At 69.0% G+C, this 15,795-nt stretch carries 16 protein-coding genes; 10 read left to right on the top strand and 6 right to left on the bottom strand.

Features of this window, described 5'->3' with window-relative positions; genetic code table 11:
* Positions 1–92 precede the first annotated feature (92 nt).
* On the top strand, positions 93–413 hold the full coding sequence (locus tag FHX60_RS09940; protein ID WP_183283231.1) for an amino acid ABC transporter permease: 321 nt from the start codon (positions 93–95) through the stop codon (positions 411–413).
* Positions 414–495: 82 nt separating this feature from the next.
* On the opposite strand, the gene FHX60_RS09945 is transcribed toward FHX60_RS09940, so the two are convergent.
* Positions 496–1,407: a hypothetical protein gene (locus tag FHX60_RS09945; protein ID WP_112776672.1), complete on the bottom strand. Its 912-nt coding sequence runs from the start codon at positions 1,405–1,407 to the stop codon at positions 496–498.
* Positions 1,408–1,864: 457 nt separating this feature from the next.
* Here FHX60_RS09945 and FHX60_RS09950 point away from each other — a divergent pair, with 457 nt between their 5' ends.
* From FHX60_RS09950 to FHX60_RS09980, 7 genes are read left to right on the top strand one after another with little or no spacing between them, the layout of a single operon-like run.
* On the top strand, positions 1,865–3,598 hold the full coding sequence (locus FHX60_RS09950) for a glycosyltransferase family 39 protein (RefSeq protein WP_183283232.1): 1,734 nt from the start codon (positions 1,865–1,867) through the stop codon (positions 3,596–3,598).
* An 18-nt stretch (positions 3,599–3,616) separates the two neighbouring features.
* Complete coding sequence (locus FHX60_RS09955; RefSeq protein ID WP_012356262.1) at positions 3,617–3,988, top strand: DMT family transporter; 372 nt, start codon at positions 3,617–3,619, stop codon at positions 3,986–3,988.
* A gap of 52 nt (positions 3,989–4,040) precedes the next feature.
* Positions 4,041–5,213, top strand: coding sequence for a DegT/DnrJ/EryC1/StrS family aminotransferase (locus FHX60_RS09960; RefSeq protein ID WP_092315578.1), 1,173 nt, complete (start codon positions 4,041–4,043; stop codon positions 5,211–5,213).
* Positions 5,210–6,166, top strand: a complete 957-nt coding sequence (locus tag FHX60_RS09965; protein WP_373861888.1) for a glycosyltransferase — start codon at positions 5,210–5,212, stop codon at positions 6,164–6,166. The genes FHX60_RS09960 and FHX60_RS09965 overlap by 4 nt, the downstream gene beginning before the upstream one ends.
* Positions 6,166–7,107, top strand: a complete 942-nt coding sequence (locus tag FHX60_RS09970) for a formyltransferase (RefSeq protein ID WP_183283233.1) — start codon at positions 6,166–6,168, stop codon at positions 7,105–7,107. The genes FHX60_RS09965 and FHX60_RS09970 overlap by 1 nt, the downstream gene beginning before the upstream one ends.
* On the top strand, positions 7,104–8,156 hold the full coding sequence (locus FHX60_RS09975) for a bifunctional UDP-4-keto-pentose/UDP-xylose synthase (RefSeq protein ID WP_183283234.1): 1,053 nt from the start codon (positions 7,104–7,106) through the stop codon (positions 8,154–8,156). The genes FHX60_RS09970 and FHX60_RS09975 overlap by 4 nt, the downstream gene beginning before the upstream one ends.
* A gap of 12 nt (positions 8,157–8,168) precedes the next feature.
* Positions 8,169–9,068 carry a polysaccharide deacetylase family protein gene (locus FHX60_RS09980; RefSeq protein WP_183283235.1) on the top strand — a complete coding sequence of 300 codons (900 nt, stop codon included), beginning with the start codon at positions 8,169–8,171 and terminating at the stop codon, positions 9,066–9,068.
* A 72-nt stretch (positions 9,069–9,140) separates the two neighbouring features.
* Here FHX60_RS09980 and FHX60_RS09985 read toward each other — a convergent pair whose 3' ends face one another.
* The 4 genes from FHX60_RS09985 to FHX60_RS10000 all read right to left on the bottom strand — a co-directional run bounded on the left by FHX60_RS09985 (position 9,141) and on the right by FHX60_RS10000 (position 14,256).
* Positions 9,141–11,483 (bottom strand): heavy metal translocating P-type ATPase, encoded by a 2,343-nt coding sequence (locus FHX60_RS09985; protein WP_183283236.1) that lies wholly within the window; start codon positions 11,481–11,483, stop codon positions 9,141–9,143.
* A gap of 106 nt (positions 11,484–11,589) precedes the next feature.
* Positions 11,590–12,000 (bottom strand): VOC family protein, encoded by a 411-nt coding sequence (locus FHX60_RS09990; RefSeq protein WP_183283237.1) that lies wholly within the window; start codon positions 11,998–12,000, stop codon positions 11,590–11,592.
* Between the two features lie 118 nt (positions 12,001–12,118).
* Complete coding sequence (locus FHX60_RS09995; RefSeq protein WP_183283238.1) at positions 12,119–13,570, bottom strand: heavy metal sensor histidine kinase; 1,452 nt, start codon at positions 13,568–13,570, stop codon at positions 12,119–12,121.
* Positions 13,567–14,256 (bottom strand): heavy metal response regulator transcription factor, encoded by a 690-nt coding sequence (locus FHX60_RS10000; protein WP_018008628.1) that lies wholly within the window; start codon positions 14,254–14,256, stop codon positions 13,567–13,569. The genes FHX60_RS09995 and FHX60_RS10000 overlap by 4 nt, the downstream gene beginning before the upstream one ends.
* A gap of 217 nt (positions 14,257–14,473) precedes the next feature.
* Between FHX60_RS10000 and FHX60_RS10005 the strand changes: the two genes are divergently transcribed.
* Positions 14,474–14,908 (top strand): hypothetical protein, encoded by a 435-nt coding sequence (locus FHX60_RS10005; protein ID WP_183283239.1) that lies wholly within the window; start codon positions 14,474–14,476, stop codon positions 14,906–14,908.
* Between the two features lie 42 nt (positions 14,909–14,950).
* Here FHX60_RS10005 and FHX60_RS10010 read toward each other — a convergent pair whose 3' ends face one another.
* Positions 14,951–15,256 (bottom strand): H-NS family nucleoid-associated regulatory protein, encoded by a 306-nt coding sequence (locus FHX60_RS10010; RefSeq protein ID WP_183283241.1) that lies wholly within the window; start codon positions 15,254–15,256, stop codon positions 14,951–14,953.
* A gap of 251 nt (positions 15,257–15,507) precedes the next feature.
* Between FHX60_RS10010 and FHX60_RS10015 the strand changes: the two genes are divergently transcribed.
* The gene (locus FHX60_RS10015) at positions 15,508–15,783 is read left to right on the top strand and encodes a hydroxyquinol 1,2-dioxygenase (RefSeq protein ID WP_092309852.1); all 276 of its coding nucleotides are present in this window, start codon (positions 15,508–15,510) and stop codon (positions 15,781–15,783) included.
* Positions 15,784–15,795: the final 12 nt, after the last annotated feature.

The raw sequence follows: 15,795 nt of genomic DNA on the forward strand, positions 1-15,795 counted from the left end.
TGAATGATGTTGGCGACACTGGCCCGGGCCATCCCTTTACAGGGCAGGCCATAGACACGACCGCCCGACGGCGGCATATCTCAGGAGAAACCATGAACAAGTTCGTCGCGACCGCGATCGCACTCTGCCTTGGCGCCGCTTCGCTGGCCGTGCAGGCACAAACCGGCGGCAAGCAGCAGTTCGATCCGTATTCCCAGGGTGCCAAGTCGGGCGAGAAGTTCGACCCGTACAGCCAGGGCGCCAAGGCCGGCGACAAGTTCGATCCGTACAGCCAGGGCGCAAACAAGAGCACCCGCACTGACCTGGCCCCTGCCGCTCCGGCCGCCGACAAGAAGCCGGCCAAGCAAGGCACCAAGAAAAAGAACGACAAGAGCAGCAAGAAGAAAGCCACCCCCGCTCCGGCTGCCAGCTGAACCACGGCTGCCACCGGATACAAGAAAACCCGCCGCGGCGGGTTTTTTTATGCCCTCGCGGGCGAGGAGGCCATGGCGCCGGCTACGGCGCCTGCGTATCGCGCTCCAGCGCGGTGACATCGACGCGCTGCACCTTGTCGTCCTGGCGCACCTCGGTGCGCAGCACGAAGGCCTCGGCCGGGCAGTACCAGTCGGTGACATGCATCACGGTGGGCTCGACCTGCACCAGTTCGCCACCGATCATCAGCGGCCCGAGCGAGGTGCGCTTGTCGTAGGAAATCGGGTGGCATTCCTTGCGCCCCATCAGGGTGTCGATCATCTGCAGCCTGCCCACGTGGCGCGAGCCGATATGGATGGTGGCACGCTGCGCGTCCATGGTGCTGACCGCTTCATCGGAGCCCAGCGGATAGACCTTCAGCGAGACGCTGGAGCGGAACACTTCGCCCTCCAGCGTGGTGCCTTCGCGCAGGTCCAGGCCGGCGTAGTTGAACACCCCCTTGCCGCGGAACGCCGCCTCGCCATACATGCGGGCATAGCGCGCGCGCGCGTTGATGACCGCATGCTGGCTTTCGATGCTGGTCTGCGCCTCGGGCGCACTGCGTTCGATCACCACCTCGTGGACCTGGTTGGTGATCACCGGCGGCCCCATCAGCGCGGACAGCGCCGACTTGGAATTGACCTCGAGCTGGGCGCGGCACCCGGTCGGGCTGCGCTGCACGTCGCGCAGGGTCATGCGGATCGACATCGGCATCACGCCGTCGCCTTCCATCTGCACATGGGATCCGGAGCGGAACCACGGCGCATTGCACAGCACCGCCGCGGCGGCGGCCTGCGCCTGGCTGGCCGCCGCCTGGGCGATGCCGCCGGTGCCGGGCAGCACCGCCATGCCCTGGGCGCCGGCGGGTTGCACCAGGAGTGCCACGAATAGCGCCACGAACGCCGCCGCGCACGCCACCAGGCCGGCCTGCCGGATTTGCTGAACCTCTGTGTTCACATCGATCCCCGTCTGGATGGTTCCGCCCCCGCAATCCGCCGCGGTTCCGCTGATATTCGACTGCATCACATCAGAATTATGGCGTTTTTGTTGCGCATGTAACCGGTCATTTCACGCCATCGTCGGTCTAACAGGCAAGCCGACGATGATGCCGGGGCTCCTTGCTGGGCTCACCCGGCCACATATGCTTTATACACCTCATTTGTCGCGTAACTGGCCCTCCCGCCACTCCCGGGATCCGTCCGGAGTGACTTGGCCGCCGTGCTACCATTGCGCGCCTCGCGTATTCCAGCGGTTGTGGCGTTCCGGGCGCCTGGCGGCCATGGCGCGCCTGCGGCGCGCCCGCGCGGACATTCCGGTCAGGTGTCCACCGCCAGGCCCGGCTCAGCGTTGTGATGGCTTGCCCATCGCCGCGCGACGCCCGAGACCTCGTCCGCCGCGCTTTTCCAGGAGATCCATGCGTAGTTCATCGACCTCGCGGGTTGTCGCCGCGCCGTCCATCGGAGCCACCGCAAGTACCGTCATGCTGGTTGGCCTGCTGATCCTGCTGGTCTGGTTCGGTACCCTGGACATGCGCCACCTGCTGCGCTCCGATGAAGGCCGCTACGCCGAGATTGCCCGCGAGATGGTCGCCACCGGCGACTGGGTCACGATCCGCTACCACGAACTCAAGTATTTCGAGAAACCGCCCTTCCACATGTGGGTGACGGCGCTGGCCTACACCCTGTTCGGCGTCGGCGACTGGCAGGCGCGCCTGTGCGTGGCGTTGTCCGGCATGCTGGGCATCGGCGTGTCGATGCTGGCCGCGGCCCGCTGGTACGGCCGTCGCGTGGCGATGCTGACCGGCCTGGTACTGGTGTCGACGCCGATGTGGAATGTCGCCGGGCACTTCAATTCGCTCGACATGACACTGTCCGGGGCCATGGCGTGCGTGCTCGCCTGCATGCTGCTGGCCCAGCATCCCGCGGCCACGCCGGCCGTGCGGCGCAACTGGATGCTGGCGTGCTGGGCGGCGATGGGGGTGGCGGTGCTGGTCAAGGGGCTGGTCGGACTGGCCTTGCCGGGGCTGGTGCTGGTGGTCTACACGCTGGCGACGCGCGACTGGAAGCTGTGGGGCCGCCTGCATCTGCTGGCCGGCATCGCGGTGCTGCTGGCGGTCACGGTGCCATGGTTCTGGCTGGTGTCCGAACGCAACCCGGAGTTCCTGCGCTTCTTCTTTATCCACGAGCACTGGCAGCGCTACACCTCCAATGTGCATCACCGCGAGGGCGCGCTCTGGTTCTTCGTGCCGCTGCTGCTGGCCGGCTTCCTGCCGTGGCTGGGCCTGGTGCCGCAGATGTGGCAGGCGGTGCGCGAGCGCGCCGGAGTGGCGCGCGGCAATGCGGCGCGCCCGTTCCAGCCGGCGCTGCTGGCCGGGCTGTGGGCGGCGGCGATCTTCGTTTTCTTCAGCCTGTCCGGCTCCAAGCTGCCGGGCTATATCGTGCCGATCTTCCCGGCGCTGGCCTTGCTTGCCGGCGTGGCTTTGGCAACCACCACGGAACGCGCGTGGCGCTGGCAGGTCAATGCCATGGTTGCGCTCGGCGTGATCGGGCTGCTCGCGATCCCGTTCGTCGGCATGATGGAAAAACCGGGCACGCCCAATGCGGTGTATCGTGAGTTCGCCGCATGGCTCGCGGTTGCCTTTGCCGTGATGCTGGGCGGCGCGCTGCTGGCTCGCAGGCTGCTGCGCACGCGCGGCGTGTTCCCCAGCGTGGTGGCCTATGCGCTGGCCATGTTCGTCTGCGCCACGGTCGGACTGCGCGCCCACGAAGTGATGGGGCGGCCGAGCTCCGGCGCGGACCTGGCGCCCGCGATCAGCGCCGTGCTGGCGCCCGACATGCCGCTGTACAGCGTGCGGCTGCTGGACCACACGCTGCCGTTCTACCTGCGCCGCACCACGATCCTGGTCGAGCATCCGGACGAACTCGAATTCGGCATCAGGCAGGAGCCGCAGAAGTGGATCCCTAGCGTCGACCAGTTCATTGCGCGCTGGCAGGACGGCCAGCGCGCGGTGGCGATCATGGCGCCGCAGACCTACGCCGCGCTGGCCGCGCGCGGCGTGCCGATGCACAAGATCGCCGGCGACCGCCGGCGCGTGGCCGTTGCCAATTTCGCGCTGCCCGGACAGCCAGCACAGACGCAAGCACCGTAATCCGCCAACCGCCTTGCCATGACGCTTTCCACTTTTGCTTTCATCCTGACCGGCGTGCTGCTCAATGCGGCGGCGCAGCTGCTGCTCAAGGCCGGCGTCAACGCGGTCGGCGCGATCACGCTGGACCGCGGCACGCTGCTGGTGACGGCGCTGCGCGTGCTGACGCAATGGCCGGTGCTGGCCGGGCTTACGCTGTACGTGGTCAGCGTAGGGGTCTGGATCGTGGGTCTGTCGCGGGTCGATGTGTCGATCGCCTATCCGATGCTGTCGCTGGGCTACGTGGTCAATGCGCTCGCGGCCTGGTGGCTGTTCGGCGAGATCATCGGCCCCTTGCGCGTGGCCGGCATCCTGCTGATACTGGCGGGCGTCTTCCTGATCGCCCGCTCCTGAAGGCTGTCCGCGCCTTCGCCTGGCCTGACCGCTGCTGCCTCTTTCGCCTGCCATGACCGCCTCCGCTCCCGCCTTCCTGCCCTTTGTGCGGCCCGAGATCGACGCCGCCGCCATTGCCGAAGTCGGCAAGGTGCTGGCTTCGGGCTGGATCACCTCCGGACCGAAGATGCAGGCCTTCGAGGCCGCGCTGTCCGACCTGTTCGGCGGGCGCCCGGTGCGCACCTTCGCCAACGGCTCGGCGACCATGGAGATCGCACTGCGCATCGCCGATATCGGCCCCGGCGATGAAGTCATCACCACGCCGATCACCTGGGTCGCCACCGCCAACGTGGTGGTGGCCGTGGGCGCGAAGCCGGTGTTCGTCGACATCGACCCGCGCACGCGCAACCTGGACCTCGACGCGGTCGAGGCCGCCATCACGCCGCGCACGCGCGCCATCATGCCGGTCTACCTGTCCGGCCTGCCGGTCGACATGGAACGGCTGTACGCGATCGCCGCCAGGCACGGGCTGCGCGTGATCGAAGACGCGGCCCAGGCGATCGACTCGCGCTGGCGCGGCGAGCGCATCGGCGCCTTCGGCGACCTGGTCAGCTTCAGCTTCCAGGCCAACAAGAACATCACCACCATCGAAGGCGGCTGCCTGGTGATGAACACGCCCGAGGAAGCCGTGCGCGCCGAGCGCCTGCGGCTGCAGGGCGTGATCCGCTCCGGCCTGGACGGCATGGATGTCGAGGAGCCGGGCGGCAAGTTCAACCTGACCGATGTCAACGCCGCGGTCGGCCTGGCCCAGCTGGAGCGGCTCGACGCCATCACCGCGCGCCGCGCCGAACTGGCCGACACCTACTTCCGCTGCGCCGCCGACAGCGGCCTGCAGGCCCTCGGCATCGAGCTGCCGCAGGCGCTGGACCCGCAGGCGGCCACCACCAACTGGCACATGTTCCAGGTGGTGCTGCCGACCGAGCGCATGCAGGGCGGCCCGGCACAGGCGCGGCAGAAGCTCATGGAAGCCATGCGCGAGCGCGGCATCGGCACCGGCGTGCACTATCCGCCGGTCCATCTTTTCACTTACTACCGCTCACTCGGCTGGCGCGAAGGCATGCTGCCGCACGCCGAGCGCATCGGGCGCGGCATCGTCACGCTGCCGCTGTTCCCGGCGATGCAAGCCTCGGACGTGGAGCGGGTCTGCGCAATCCTCAGCGAAACATGCAAACGTCTTTCCCAATGAGCCCGGTCCAGGTCTCGGTCGTCATTCCGGTCTACAACGAAGAAGACGGGCTGCAAGCCCTGTTCGATCGCCTCTATCCGGCGCTGGATGGCCTCGGCGAAAGCTACGAGATCATCTTTATCAACGACGGCAGCGTCGACCGCTCCGCGCAGCTGCTGGCGGCGCAGTTCCACAAGCGCCCGGAGGTGACCCGGGTGGTGCTGTTCAACGGCAACTTCGGCCAGCACATGGCGATCCTGGCGGGCTTCGAGCACACCCGCGGCAAGATCGTGATCACGCTCGACGCCGACCTGCAGAATCCCCCCGAGGAAATCCCGCGCCTGGTCCAGACCATGCGCGCCGGCCACGACTACGTCGGCACCATCCGGCGCCAGCGCAACGACACCGCGTTCCGCCGCTATGCCTCGCGCGCGATGAACCGGCTGCGCGAGCGCATCACCAGGATCCGCATGACGGACCAGGGCTGCATGCTGCGCGCCTATGACCGCACCGTGATCGACACCATCAACGCGTGCCGCGAGGTCAATACCTTCATCCCGGCGCTGGCGTACACCTTTGCCTCGAACCCGGTCGAGATCGAAGTCGGCCACGAGCAGCGCCACGCGGGGGAATCCAAGTACTCGCTGTACCAGCTGATCCGCCTGAATTTCGACCTCGTCACCGGCTTCTCGATCGTGCCGCTGCAGTGGTTCTCGGCCATCGGCACCTTGCTGTCGCTGCTGTCGGGGGTGCTGTTCGTGGTGCTGCTGGTGCGGCGCTTCGTGCTGGGCTCCGAAGTGCAGGGGGTGTTCACGCTGTTCGCCATGAACTTCTTCCTGATCGGCATCCTGCTGTTCGGCGTGGGCCTGCTGGGCGAATACGTCGGCCGCATCTACCAGGAAGTGCGCGACCGCCCGCGCTACCGCATCAAGGCCATACTCGAGGCCGACCCGGCCCGCACCGTGGAGCCGTGATGCGCGCCGTCGTCTTTGCCTACCACAATGTCGGCGACCGCTGCCTGCGCGTGCTGCACGCGCGCGGCGTGGAGGTGGCGCTGGTGATCACGCACCGCGACCGGCCCGACGAGAACATCTGGTTCCGCCGCGTGGCGGACACCGCCGCCGAGCTGGGTGTGCCGTTCCTCTATGGCGAGGACCCGGCCGATCCCGCCATCGCGCAGGCCGTGCGCGAGGCACGCCCGGATGTCATCTTCTCGTTCTACTATCGCGCCATGATCCCGGCCGGCGTGCTGGCGCTGGCACCGGGGGGCGCGTTCAACATGCACGGCTCGCTGCTGCCGAAGTACCGCGGCCGGGTGCCGGTCAACTGGGCGGTGCTGCACGGCGAGACCGAGACCGGCGCCACGCTGCACGCCATGGAAGCCAGGCCGGACGCGGGCGATATCGTCGACCAGACCGCCGTGCCGATCCTGCCCGACGATACCGCCGGCGAAGTGTTCGAGAAGGTCACCGTGGCGGCCGAGCAGACGCTGTGGCGCGCGCTGCCGGCGATGATGGCGGGACAGACGCCGCGCCGCCCGAACCGGCTGGCCGAAGGCAGCTATTACTCCGGGCGCAAGCCCGAGGACGGCCGCATCGACTGGAACCGGCCCGCCGCCGAGGTCTACAACCTGATCCGCGCGGTCGCGCCGCCCTACCCCGGCGCGTTCACCGAAGTCGGCGGGCAGCGCTTCATCGTGGCGCAGGCGCGCCGGCCGCTGCCGGGTGCGGTGCCGTCGATGCCCGCCGGCACGGCAACCGGCCTGCAGCTGCGCGACGGCCATGTCATCGGCGTGTGCGGCGACGGCGGCGTGGTCATCGTCACCCGGCTCCTGGCACCGGACGGCGCGGCCGTCACGCCGCAGGCGCTTGCCCGGCATCTCCATACCGAACAGTCCAACGAGGGAAACCGATGAAAAAGGTCCTGATTCTCGGCGTCAACGGCTTCATCGGCCACCACCTGACGCGCCGCATCCTGGAAACCACGCCGTGGGAGGTCTACGGCATGGACATGAACACGGACCGCCTGGGCGACCTCGTCGACCACCCGCGCATGCACTTCTTCGAGGGCGACATCACCATCAACCGCGAGTGGATCGAGTACAACATCCGCAAGTGCGACGTGGTGCTGCCGCTGGTCGCCATCGCCACCCCCGCCACCTACGTGCGCCAGCCGCTGCGCGTGTTCGAGCTGGACTTCGAGGCCAACCTGCCGATCGTGCGCGCCGCGGTCAAGTACCGCAAGCACCTGGTGTTCCCGTCGACCTCCGAGGTCTACGGCATGTGCAGCGATGAAGAGTTCGACCCCGACGCCTCGCCGCTGGTCTACGGCCCGATCAACAAGCCGCGCTGGATCTACGCCTGCTCCAAGCAGCTGATGGACCGCGTGATCCACGCCTACGGCATGGAGCAAGGATTGAACTACACGCTGTTCCGCCCCTTCAACTGGATCGGCGCGGGGCTGGACTCGATCTTCGAATCGAAGGAAGGCTCGTCGCGCGTGGTGACGCAGTTCCTGGGCCACATCGTGCGCGGCGAACCGATCAGGCTGGTCGACGGCGGCGCGCAGCAGCGGGCCTTTGCCGACATCGCCGACGGCATCAGCGCGCTGATGCGCATCATCGAGAATCCCGGCGGCGTCGCCAGCGGCAAGATCTACAACATCGGCAACCCGGGCAATATCCACTCGGTGCGCGAGCTCGCCGAGATGATGCTGAAGATGGCCGCCGACTACCCGGAATACGCGCAGGAGGCGCGCCACACCCGGATCGTCGAAACCTCGTCGGGCGACTTCTACGGCAAGGGCTACCAGGACGTGCAGCACCGCGTGCCGAAGATCGACAACACCATCGAGGAACTGGGCTGGCGCCCCGAGATCGGCATGGAGGCAGCGCTGCGACGCATCTTCGAGGCGTACCGGGGCAAGGTGGTCGAGGCCCGCACGCTGGTCGATTCCGGCAACTGAGCGCGCACGCACATGGCACGGATCGCACTGAAGGTCGACGTCGACACGCTGCGCGGCACGCGCCAGGGCGTACCCCGGCTGCTGTCGCAGCTGGCGGCCGCGCAGGCGCAGGCCACCTTCCTGTTCAGCCTGGGCCCGGACCATACCGGCTGGGCGCTGCGGCGCGTGTTCCGCCCCGGTTTCCTGCGCAAGGTGTCGCGCACCTCGGTGGTGTCGAACTACGGCCTGCGCACGCTGATGTACGGCGTGCTGCTGCCCGGTCCGGATATCGGCCGCAAGGGCGCCGCCGAGATGCGCGCGGCGCGCGCCGCCGGGCACGAATGCGGCATCCACACCTGGGACCACGTCTACTGGCAGGACAACGTGCGCGAGCGCGATGCCGCCTGGACCCGCGACCAGATGCAGCGCGCCTTCGCACGCTTTCGCGAGATCTTCAGCGAGCCCCCGGCCACGCACGGCGCCGCCGGCTGGCAGATGAACGAGGCAGCGTTCCGCCAGATCGACATCTGGGACATGGCCTACGCCTCGGATGGCCGCGGCAGCGCGCCCTATATCCCCACCATCGGCGGCGTGCCCTGCCGCCACGTGCAGATGCCGACCACGCTGCCGACACTGGACGAGCTGATCGGCACCGACGGCCTGACCGAGGACAACGTCCACACGGCCCTGCTGAAGCTGACCGACGGCACGCGCGACCATGTGTTCACGCTGCATGCCGAGCTGGAAGGCGGCAAGCTGGCGCCCGTGTTCGAACGGCTGCTGGCGGGCTGGCGGGCGCAGGGGCACGAGCTGGTGTCGATGGGCACTTGGTATCGCGGGCTGGATTGCGCGGCGCTGCCGCGCCTGCCGGTGACGTGGGGGGAGATTCCGGGGCGGAGCGGGGAGTTGATCGTGCAGCCAGCAGCAAGCTGACAAGCCGTTCCACCGGCCGACTGTGTGCTCCCTCTCCCGCATGCGGGAGAAGGGAGCAAACCATCGTAGTGGTCAGCCTTGGCGCCGCGCCCCCACCCGCAGCCCATTGAACACCACCAGCAAGCTCGCCCCCATATCGGCGAACACCGCCATCCACATCGTCCCCATCCCCAGCACCGTCAGTACCAGGAACACGGCCTTGATGCCCAGCGCCAGCGCGATGTTCTGCCTGAGGATGCTGGCGGTGCGGCGCGACAGCCGGACGAAGGCCGGGATCTTGCGCAGGTCGTCGTCCATCAGCGCCACGTCGGCGGTTTCGATCGCGGTATCGGTGCCGGCGGCGCCCATGGCGAAGCCCACGTCGGCACGCGCCAGCGCCGGGGCGTCGTTGATGCCGTCGCCGACCATGCCGATGCGGCCGCCGCGGGCATGCGCGGCGTCGGCCAGCGCGGCGATGGCATCGGCCTTGTCCTGCGGCAGCTGATTGCCACGCGCTTCGTCGATGCCGACCTGCGCCGCGATCGCCTGTGCCGTGTGCGGGTTATCACCGGACAGCATCAGCGTCTTGACGCCCAGCGCGTGCAGCTCGGCAATCGCCTGGCGGCTGGTGTCGCGCACGGTGTCGGCCACCGCGAACAACGCCAGCGCCGTGGCCGCACCCTGGCCATTTACCTGCGCCAGCAGCACCACGGTCTTGCCCTCGCGCTCCAGCGCTTCCAGCCGCGCTTCCAGCGCCGGCGAGCACGCGCCCATCTCATGCACCAGCCGGTGGTTGCCGAGCCGGTATTCCACGCCCTGCACGGTGCCGCGCGTGCCGCGCCCGGCCAGCGCCTCGAACGCCTCCACCGGCAGCGTGGCGATGCCGTCGGCCTGCGCCGCCGTGGCCACCGCGCGCGAGACCGGATGGTCGGAGCGCGCCGCCAGGCTGGCGGCAATGGCGCGCGCATGCGGGACCTCGTCGGCCAGCAGCGCATGGTCGGTCTGCGCGGGCTTGCCGTGCGTGATGGTGCCGGTCTTGTCCAGCGCCACCCAGGCCAGCTCGCGGCCCTGCTCCAGGTAGACCCCGCCCTTGACCAGGATGCCGCGGCGCGCGGCCGCGGCCAGCCCGCTGACGATCGTGACCGGGGTGGAGATCACCAGCGCGCACGGGCAGGCGATCACCAGCAGCACCAGCGCCTTGTAGATCCAGTCCACCCAGCCGCCGCCGGCCAGCAGCGGCGGCACGACCGCCACCGCCAGCGCGATCGCGAACACCGTGGGCGTGTAGATGCGCGCGAACTGGTCGACAAAGCGCTGCGTGGGTGCGCGGCTGCCCTGCGCGGCCTCAACGGCGTGGATGATGCGCGCCAGCGTCGAGTCGCTGGCGGGCGCGGTCACGGTGTACTCGAGTTCGCCGGACTGGTTGATCGAGCCCGCGTAGAGGGCATCGCCCTCGGCCTTGTCGACCGGCACGCTTTCGCCGGTGATGGGCGCCTGGTCCAGCGCCGACTGGCCACGCACGACCTTGCCGTCGAGCGCCACGCGCTCGCCCGGGCGCAGGCGCACCAGCGTGCCGACGGCCACGCCGGCGGCCGGCACGGTGTCCCAGCCGCCATCGGCGCGGCGCACCGTGGCCAGCTCCGGCGCCATCGCCATCAGGCCGCGGATGGCATTGCGGGCGCGGTCCAGCGACGCCGCCTCGATGCGCTCGGCCAGCGCGAACAGCACCATGACCATCGCCGCTTCGGGCCACTGGCGCAGCAGCAGCGCGCCGGTCACGGCGATGCTCATGAGCGCGTTGATGTTCAGGTTGCCGTTGCGCAGCGCGATCCAGCCCTTGCGGTAGGTGGTAAGCCCGCCCAGCGCCACCGCGGCCAGCGCCAGCACCGCCGGCAGCCACGGCAGCCCCAGGCCCAGCCATTCCGTCGCCTCGGCCCCCAGCGCGGCGACACCGGCCAGCGCCAGCGGCCACCAGGGCTTGCGCGCGGCGGTTTCGGGCAGCACTTGCTGCGCGGCTTCGGCGCTGAGCGGCACCGGCCGCATGCCCAGGCTTTCGATCGCGCGGGCCACCGGTTCCGCCGACGGCAGCGTGTGGTGCACCGTCAGCACGCGCTGGATCAGGTTGAATTCCAGCGCGGCGATGCCGGCCATGCCGCCCAGCTTGTTGCGGATCAGCGTTTCCTCGGTGGGGCAATCCATGGCGTCGATGCGCCAGGCAACGGTGGTGGCGCCGGACGGGACCTCGACCGGTGCCGGCGGCGTCAGCGCGACGGTGGCAGCGCACCCGCCGCCGCAACATGCGGCAGGCGCCGGCGCGGGTTCAGGGGCGTGGGCGTGACCGTGGTGATCGTGATCATGCGCATGGCAGGCGCCATGCGACCTATCGTGCACGGCGTGATCGTGTGGAAGAGCGTCTTCAGGTGACGTGCGAGCCATGTCTTGTTGTTCGCGCTGGTTTGACCTGATGACATTGAAGACCCTGTAGTCGCTACAGAGTCAAGCGGCATGGCCGTGGTGATGCCGGCCATGCCGCAGCGGGCCGCTAGTGCTCGCAGTTCACCATCCACGACATGCCGAAGCGGTCCACCAGCATGCCGAAACCTTCGGCCCAGAAGGTCTTCTGGTACGGCACCACCACCTGGCCGCCTTCGCTCAGGCCGTCGAAGATGCGCTGGCCTTCGTCGCGGCTGACCCCGCCCACCGACAGGCTGAAGCCGCTGAACGCCGGGCGTTCGCCGGGACGGCCGTCGGAGGCCATCACCTGGTTCTCGCCAATCTGCAGATTGGCGTGCATCACCTTGTCCTTCCAGTCATCGGGCACCGCCATGCCCGGTTCCTGCGGCGCTTCCTTGTAGCGCATCGCAAACGTGACCTGCGCACCCAGCACCTTGCCGTAAAAGGCCACCGCCTCGTCGAAGCGGCCGCCGAAATCCAGATACGGTTGCACCTGCATGTTGCTCTCCTGGTAGTCCATCGGGTTGCATGACATGGAACTGCCGGGCGCTCCAGCAATGGATGCGGCCGGCACGCGCGCCATTATGCGCGCGCGCCGGGCCAGTGCAAGCGCGGGTTCAGGATATGGCGGCGGGGGCGGCAGGCACCGGCATCGGCTCGGCCGGGAACTGCAGCGTGAACACGGTCAGGCCGTCGACGCTGCGCACCGTCACGCTGCCGCCGTGCAGCCGCATGATGGTGTCGACGATGGCCAGCCCCAGCCCCGTCGATGCGGCCGAGTTGCGCCGCGACGGATCGGCGCGGTAGAAGCGGCCGAAGATATGCGGCAGCGTCTCCGGCGGGATCGCCGGGCCCGGGTTGCTGACACGGATGCTGGTGCCGGTGCCGGTGCCCGCGGCCGTGGGCGCGCGCGCGACGTCGACCCGCACCGTGCTGCCCGCCGGCGCATGGCGCAGCGCGTTGTCGAGCAGGTTGGTCACCGCGCGCCGCAACAGCGTCTGGTCGGCCTCCACCGGGGCCGAGCCGGACACCGTCAGCACCACCTCGCGGTCCGCGGCCACGGCTTCGAAGTACTCGGCCATCTTGTCGAGCTCTTCGCGCGCGTCCAGCGTGCGCACGTCCAGCGCCACCTGCGCATGGTCGGCACGCGCCAGGAACAGCATGTTCTCGATCATGCGGGCCAGGCGCTCGTATTCTTCCAGGTTGGACTCGAGCAGCGCCTCGTACTCGGCGGTCTTGCGGCTCTGCGCCAGCGTGACCTGGGTCTGGCCGATCAGGTTGCTGATCGGCGTGCGGAAGTCATGGGCGAGGTCGGCCGAGAACTCGGACAGCCGTGAAAAGCTGTCCTGCAGCCGCGCCAGCATGTCGTTGAGCGCGGCCGCCAGTTCGCGCAGCTCCGCCGGCGCGCTGCCGACGTCAAGCCGCGTGGCCAGGCGGCTGGTGGTGACCGCGGCGGCGTCGGCGGCCATGCGCCGCAGCGGCCGCAGCGCGCGCCGCGCCAGCGCAAAGCCCAGCCCGGCGGCCACCGCGGCGCCGCACAGCGTGGCCCACAGCAGCTGGTGGCGATACTCGCGGATCAGCGCCACCCGATAGCCGGCATCGCGCAGCACCACGATTTCGACGGCCTTGTCCGAGTCGCCCAGCTGGCCCAGCGCGGCAATGCCGCGCGAGGGCACGCCGTTCTTTGGCCGCCAGGTCTGCAGCATGCCCTTCTCGGGTTGCGTGGTGGCGGGCAGCACGCGCAGCGGCGGCACGATCTCGTTGCGCGGGTTCAGCGTCACCAGCGGCTCGCCCTGGCGCGTGCGCACCACCAGGATCAGGCCCTCGTGGCCCATCGCGATATCGGCAAAGCGGTGGGTATCGGCACGGATCTCGGCCTCGCTGCGCACCTCGCGCAGCAGGTGGCGCACCAGCAGCACCTCGCCCACCAGCTCGCTCTCGTCGCGCCCTTCAAGCTGGGCCGACAGCGCGCTCGACAGGTAAGCCGCCACGCTGGCGAGGATCGCCGCGGTGGCCAGCCCGTAGGCCAGCGCCAGCCGCGTGGTAAGCGAAGACGGCAGCCGCATCATGCGTCCTGCACCCGCTCATCGCCGTCGTCCAGCACATAGCCCATGCCGCGGCGCGTATGGATCAGCTTGCGCGGGAACGGGTCGTCGACCTTGGCGCGCAGGCGCCGGATCGACACGTCGACCACATTGGTGTTGCTGTCGAAATTGACATCCCACACCTGCGAGGCGATCAGCGAGCGCGACAGCACCTCGCCGCGCCGGCGCGCCAGCAGGTACAGCAACGCGAACTCCTTCGAGGTCAGGTCGATCTTCTGGCCGGCGCGCACCACGCGGCGGCGGATGGCGTCGATCTGCAGGTCGGCCACTTCGATGAATTCGCTCTCGCGCAGCGGGCCGCGGCGCAGGATGGTGCGGATGCGCAGCACCAGTTCCGCAAAGGCAAAGGGCTTGACCATGTAGTCGTCGGCGCCGAGCTCGAGGCCCTTGAGGCGGTCCGACAGCTCGTCGCGCGCGGTCAGGAACAGCACCGGCGTGTCGCGCTCGCGGCGCAGTTCGCGCAGCACCTCCCAGCCGTCCAGGCCGGGCAGCATCACGTCCAGCACGATCAGGTCATAGGGATGCTCGCGCGCGTGGGCCAGGCCATCCGCGCCGTCGCGGGCCAGGTCCACCACGAAGCCGGATTCGGTCAGCCCCTTGTGCAGGTAGTCGCCTGCCTTGGGTTCGTCCTCGACAATCAGGATACGCATGATTCAGTCACTTTCGGGCGGCCCAGTGCCGCCATGGCGTAACGCTAGCCGAGGATGGCGGCAAATGGGTAAAGATTGCATAAATGTCATCGCCATGCCAACGCATTGCCACGGCATGGCCGCGCAAATCCCCGGCAATCCCCGGTAGAATGCGCGCTCACCTCCCGCGCGCGACTGGCCCGCGCGCATCGTCTTCCATTCTGCCGGTTTCCCTGCGATGAAACGCCTGCCTGATTCCTTGTTGCTGTCTCTTGTCCTGCTTGCGCTGCCCGCAGCGGGCGGCGCGGCGGCGGACAGCCGGATGTGCGGCGCGGTGCAGGCGGCTGGCCTGTCGCTGCCGGACCGGCACGTCGCGGCCAAGCTGGCAGCGGAAGCGTCGCTGGATGGCGCTGCCGACGCAGGCTGCGGCGGCAGCGCGGTGCGCGTGATGGCCGAACCCGCCGGCGCCGGCGCGCCGTTGCAGCTGGGCGAGCCGGATGTCCCGCAGGACACTGCCGCGGGCGGCGCCCCGCAGTCTGCCGACGTGCTGCGCGAACTGCCGCCCGAGGTCTTCGTGCACCGCTCTCATGTGGCGCCCATGGCCACGCCGGCGGCATTTACCGGCATCCTGCCGATGCTGCCGGTGCTGCGGCTGCTGCCCCCGCACTGCTGAGCGCGACGCTCCGCAGGGATTTAAAGGGGATTTAACCGCGCCTTAATCGACGCGGAAGAATTCGATCGACTGCCCGGCGTTGACCGCCCGCTGCAACCAGTCAGGATATTCGCCCTGCCCGTCCCAGCTCTGCCCCAGGGCATTGCGGTACAGCGGGCGCGCGCCCGCGGACTTCGGCGCCGCGGCGGTGGCCGCCGGCGGCGCGGTTTCTTCGGCGCCCGCCGATGCCGTCGCGACGTTGTCGAAGCACCCGGCCTCGACGAGGTCGTCGAGGGTCAGGGCATGACGGTCCATTTGCTCGCGGATCCACGCCACCGCAGCGAGTTTGGCTGAATCAGACTCGGACATGACTCTTGTGAGAGGCCCGCTGCATTTCCGCGGGCAATGAAAAACCGGCGATGGAACCACAGGCCGGTCGGACAGCCATGATTCTACAGCCTTTGCCAGGCGACAGCTTCTCCGGCGTGCTTGCGGTGCCGACTAATGCCCGCGGGATGACGGCATTGTCATGTGGCAGTCATGCTCGTGTGGGTGGCCGCCACCTAGACTAGCCACACCGCCGCCCATTCCGGGCCGGCAACCTTACGGAGAAGCGATCCATGCACGCACTCAGGCAAGTCTTTGTCGCCACCGCCCTTATTGCCGGCGTTGCCGGCGCCGCGCAAGCCGCGCCCCGCAGCGTCGATCCGTTCAGCGATGGCGCGCACGGCATCACCAGCACGCGCAGCCCGTTCAGCGACGGTGCCAACGCCGCCACCGGCACTCGCAGCAGCTTTGCCGACGGCGCGCACACCGCCACCGGTGCGCGCAACCCGTTCGCCGACGGTGCCCACAACCCCAACGGCCCGCGCGACAGCTTCAGCGACGGCGCCTGATGGCCCCTGATG

The organism is Cupriavidus alkaliphilus, from assembly GCF_014191175.1.
Classification (GTDB): domain Bacteria; phylum Pseudomonadota; class Gammaproteobacteria; order Burkholderiales; family Burkholderiaceae; genus Cupriavidus; species Cupriavidus alkaliphilus.

Coding starts and splice junctions, on each gene's coding strand:
- FHX60_RS09975 (WP_183283234.1), top strand. CDS start 7,104: ATGAAAAAGGTCCTGATTCTCGGCGTCAACGGCTTCATCGGCCACCAC.
- FHX60_RS09965 (WP_373861888.1), top strand. CDS start 5,210: ATGAGCCCGGTCCAGGTCTCGGTCGTCATTCCGGTCTACAACGAAGAA.
- FHX60_RS09970 (WP_183283233.1), top strand. CDS start 6,166: ATGCGCGCCGTCGTCTTTGCCTACCACAATGTCGGCGACCGCTGCCTG.
- FHX60_RS09990 (WP_183283237.1), bottom strand. CDS start 12,000: ATGCAGGTGCAACCGTATCTGGATTTCGGCGGCCGCTTCGACGAGGCG.
- FHX60_RS10005 (WP_183283239.1), top strand. CDS start 14,474: ATGAAACGCCTGCCTGATTCCTTGTTGCTGTCTCTTGTCCTGCTTGCG.
- FHX60_RS09980 (WP_183283235.1), top strand. CDS start 8,169: ATGGCACGGATCGCACTGAAGGTCGACGTCGACACGCTGCGCGGCACG.
- FHX60_RS09955 (WP_012356262.1), top strand. CDS start 3,617: ATGACGCTTTCCACTTTTGCTTTCATCCTGACCGGCGTGCTGCTCAAT.
- FHX60_RS10010 (WP_183283241.1), bottom strand. CDS start 15,256: ATGTCCGAGTCTGATTCAGCCAAACTCGCTGCGGTGGCGTGGATCCGC.
- FHX60_RS10000 (WP_018008628.1), bottom strand. CDS start 14,256: ATGCGTATCCTGATTGTCGAGGACGAACCCAAGGCAGGCGACTACCTG.
- FHX60_RS09995 (WP_183283238.1), bottom strand. CDS start 13,570: ATGATGCGGCTGCCGTCTTCGCTTACCACGCGGCTGGCGCTGGCCTAC.
- FHX60_RS09940 (WP_183283231.1), top strand. CDS start 93: ATGAACAAGTTCGTCGCGACCGCGATCGCACTCTGCCTTGGCGCCGCT.
- FHX60_RS09960 (WP_092315578.1), top strand. CDS start 4,041: ATGACCGCCTCCGCTCCCGCCTTCCTGCCCTTTGTGCGGCCCGAGATC.
- FHX60_RS10015 (WP_092309852.1), top strand. CDS start 15,508: ATGCACGCACTCAGGCAAGTCTTTGTCGCCACCGCCCTTATTGCCGGC.
- FHX60_RS09950 (WP_183283232.1), top strand. CDS start 1,865: ATGCGTAGTTCATCGACCTCGCGGGTTGTCGCCGCGCCGTCCATCGGA.
- FHX60_RS09985 (WP_183283236.1), bottom strand. CDS start 11,483: ATGGCTCGCACGTCACCTGAAGACGCTCTTCCACACGATCACGCCGTG.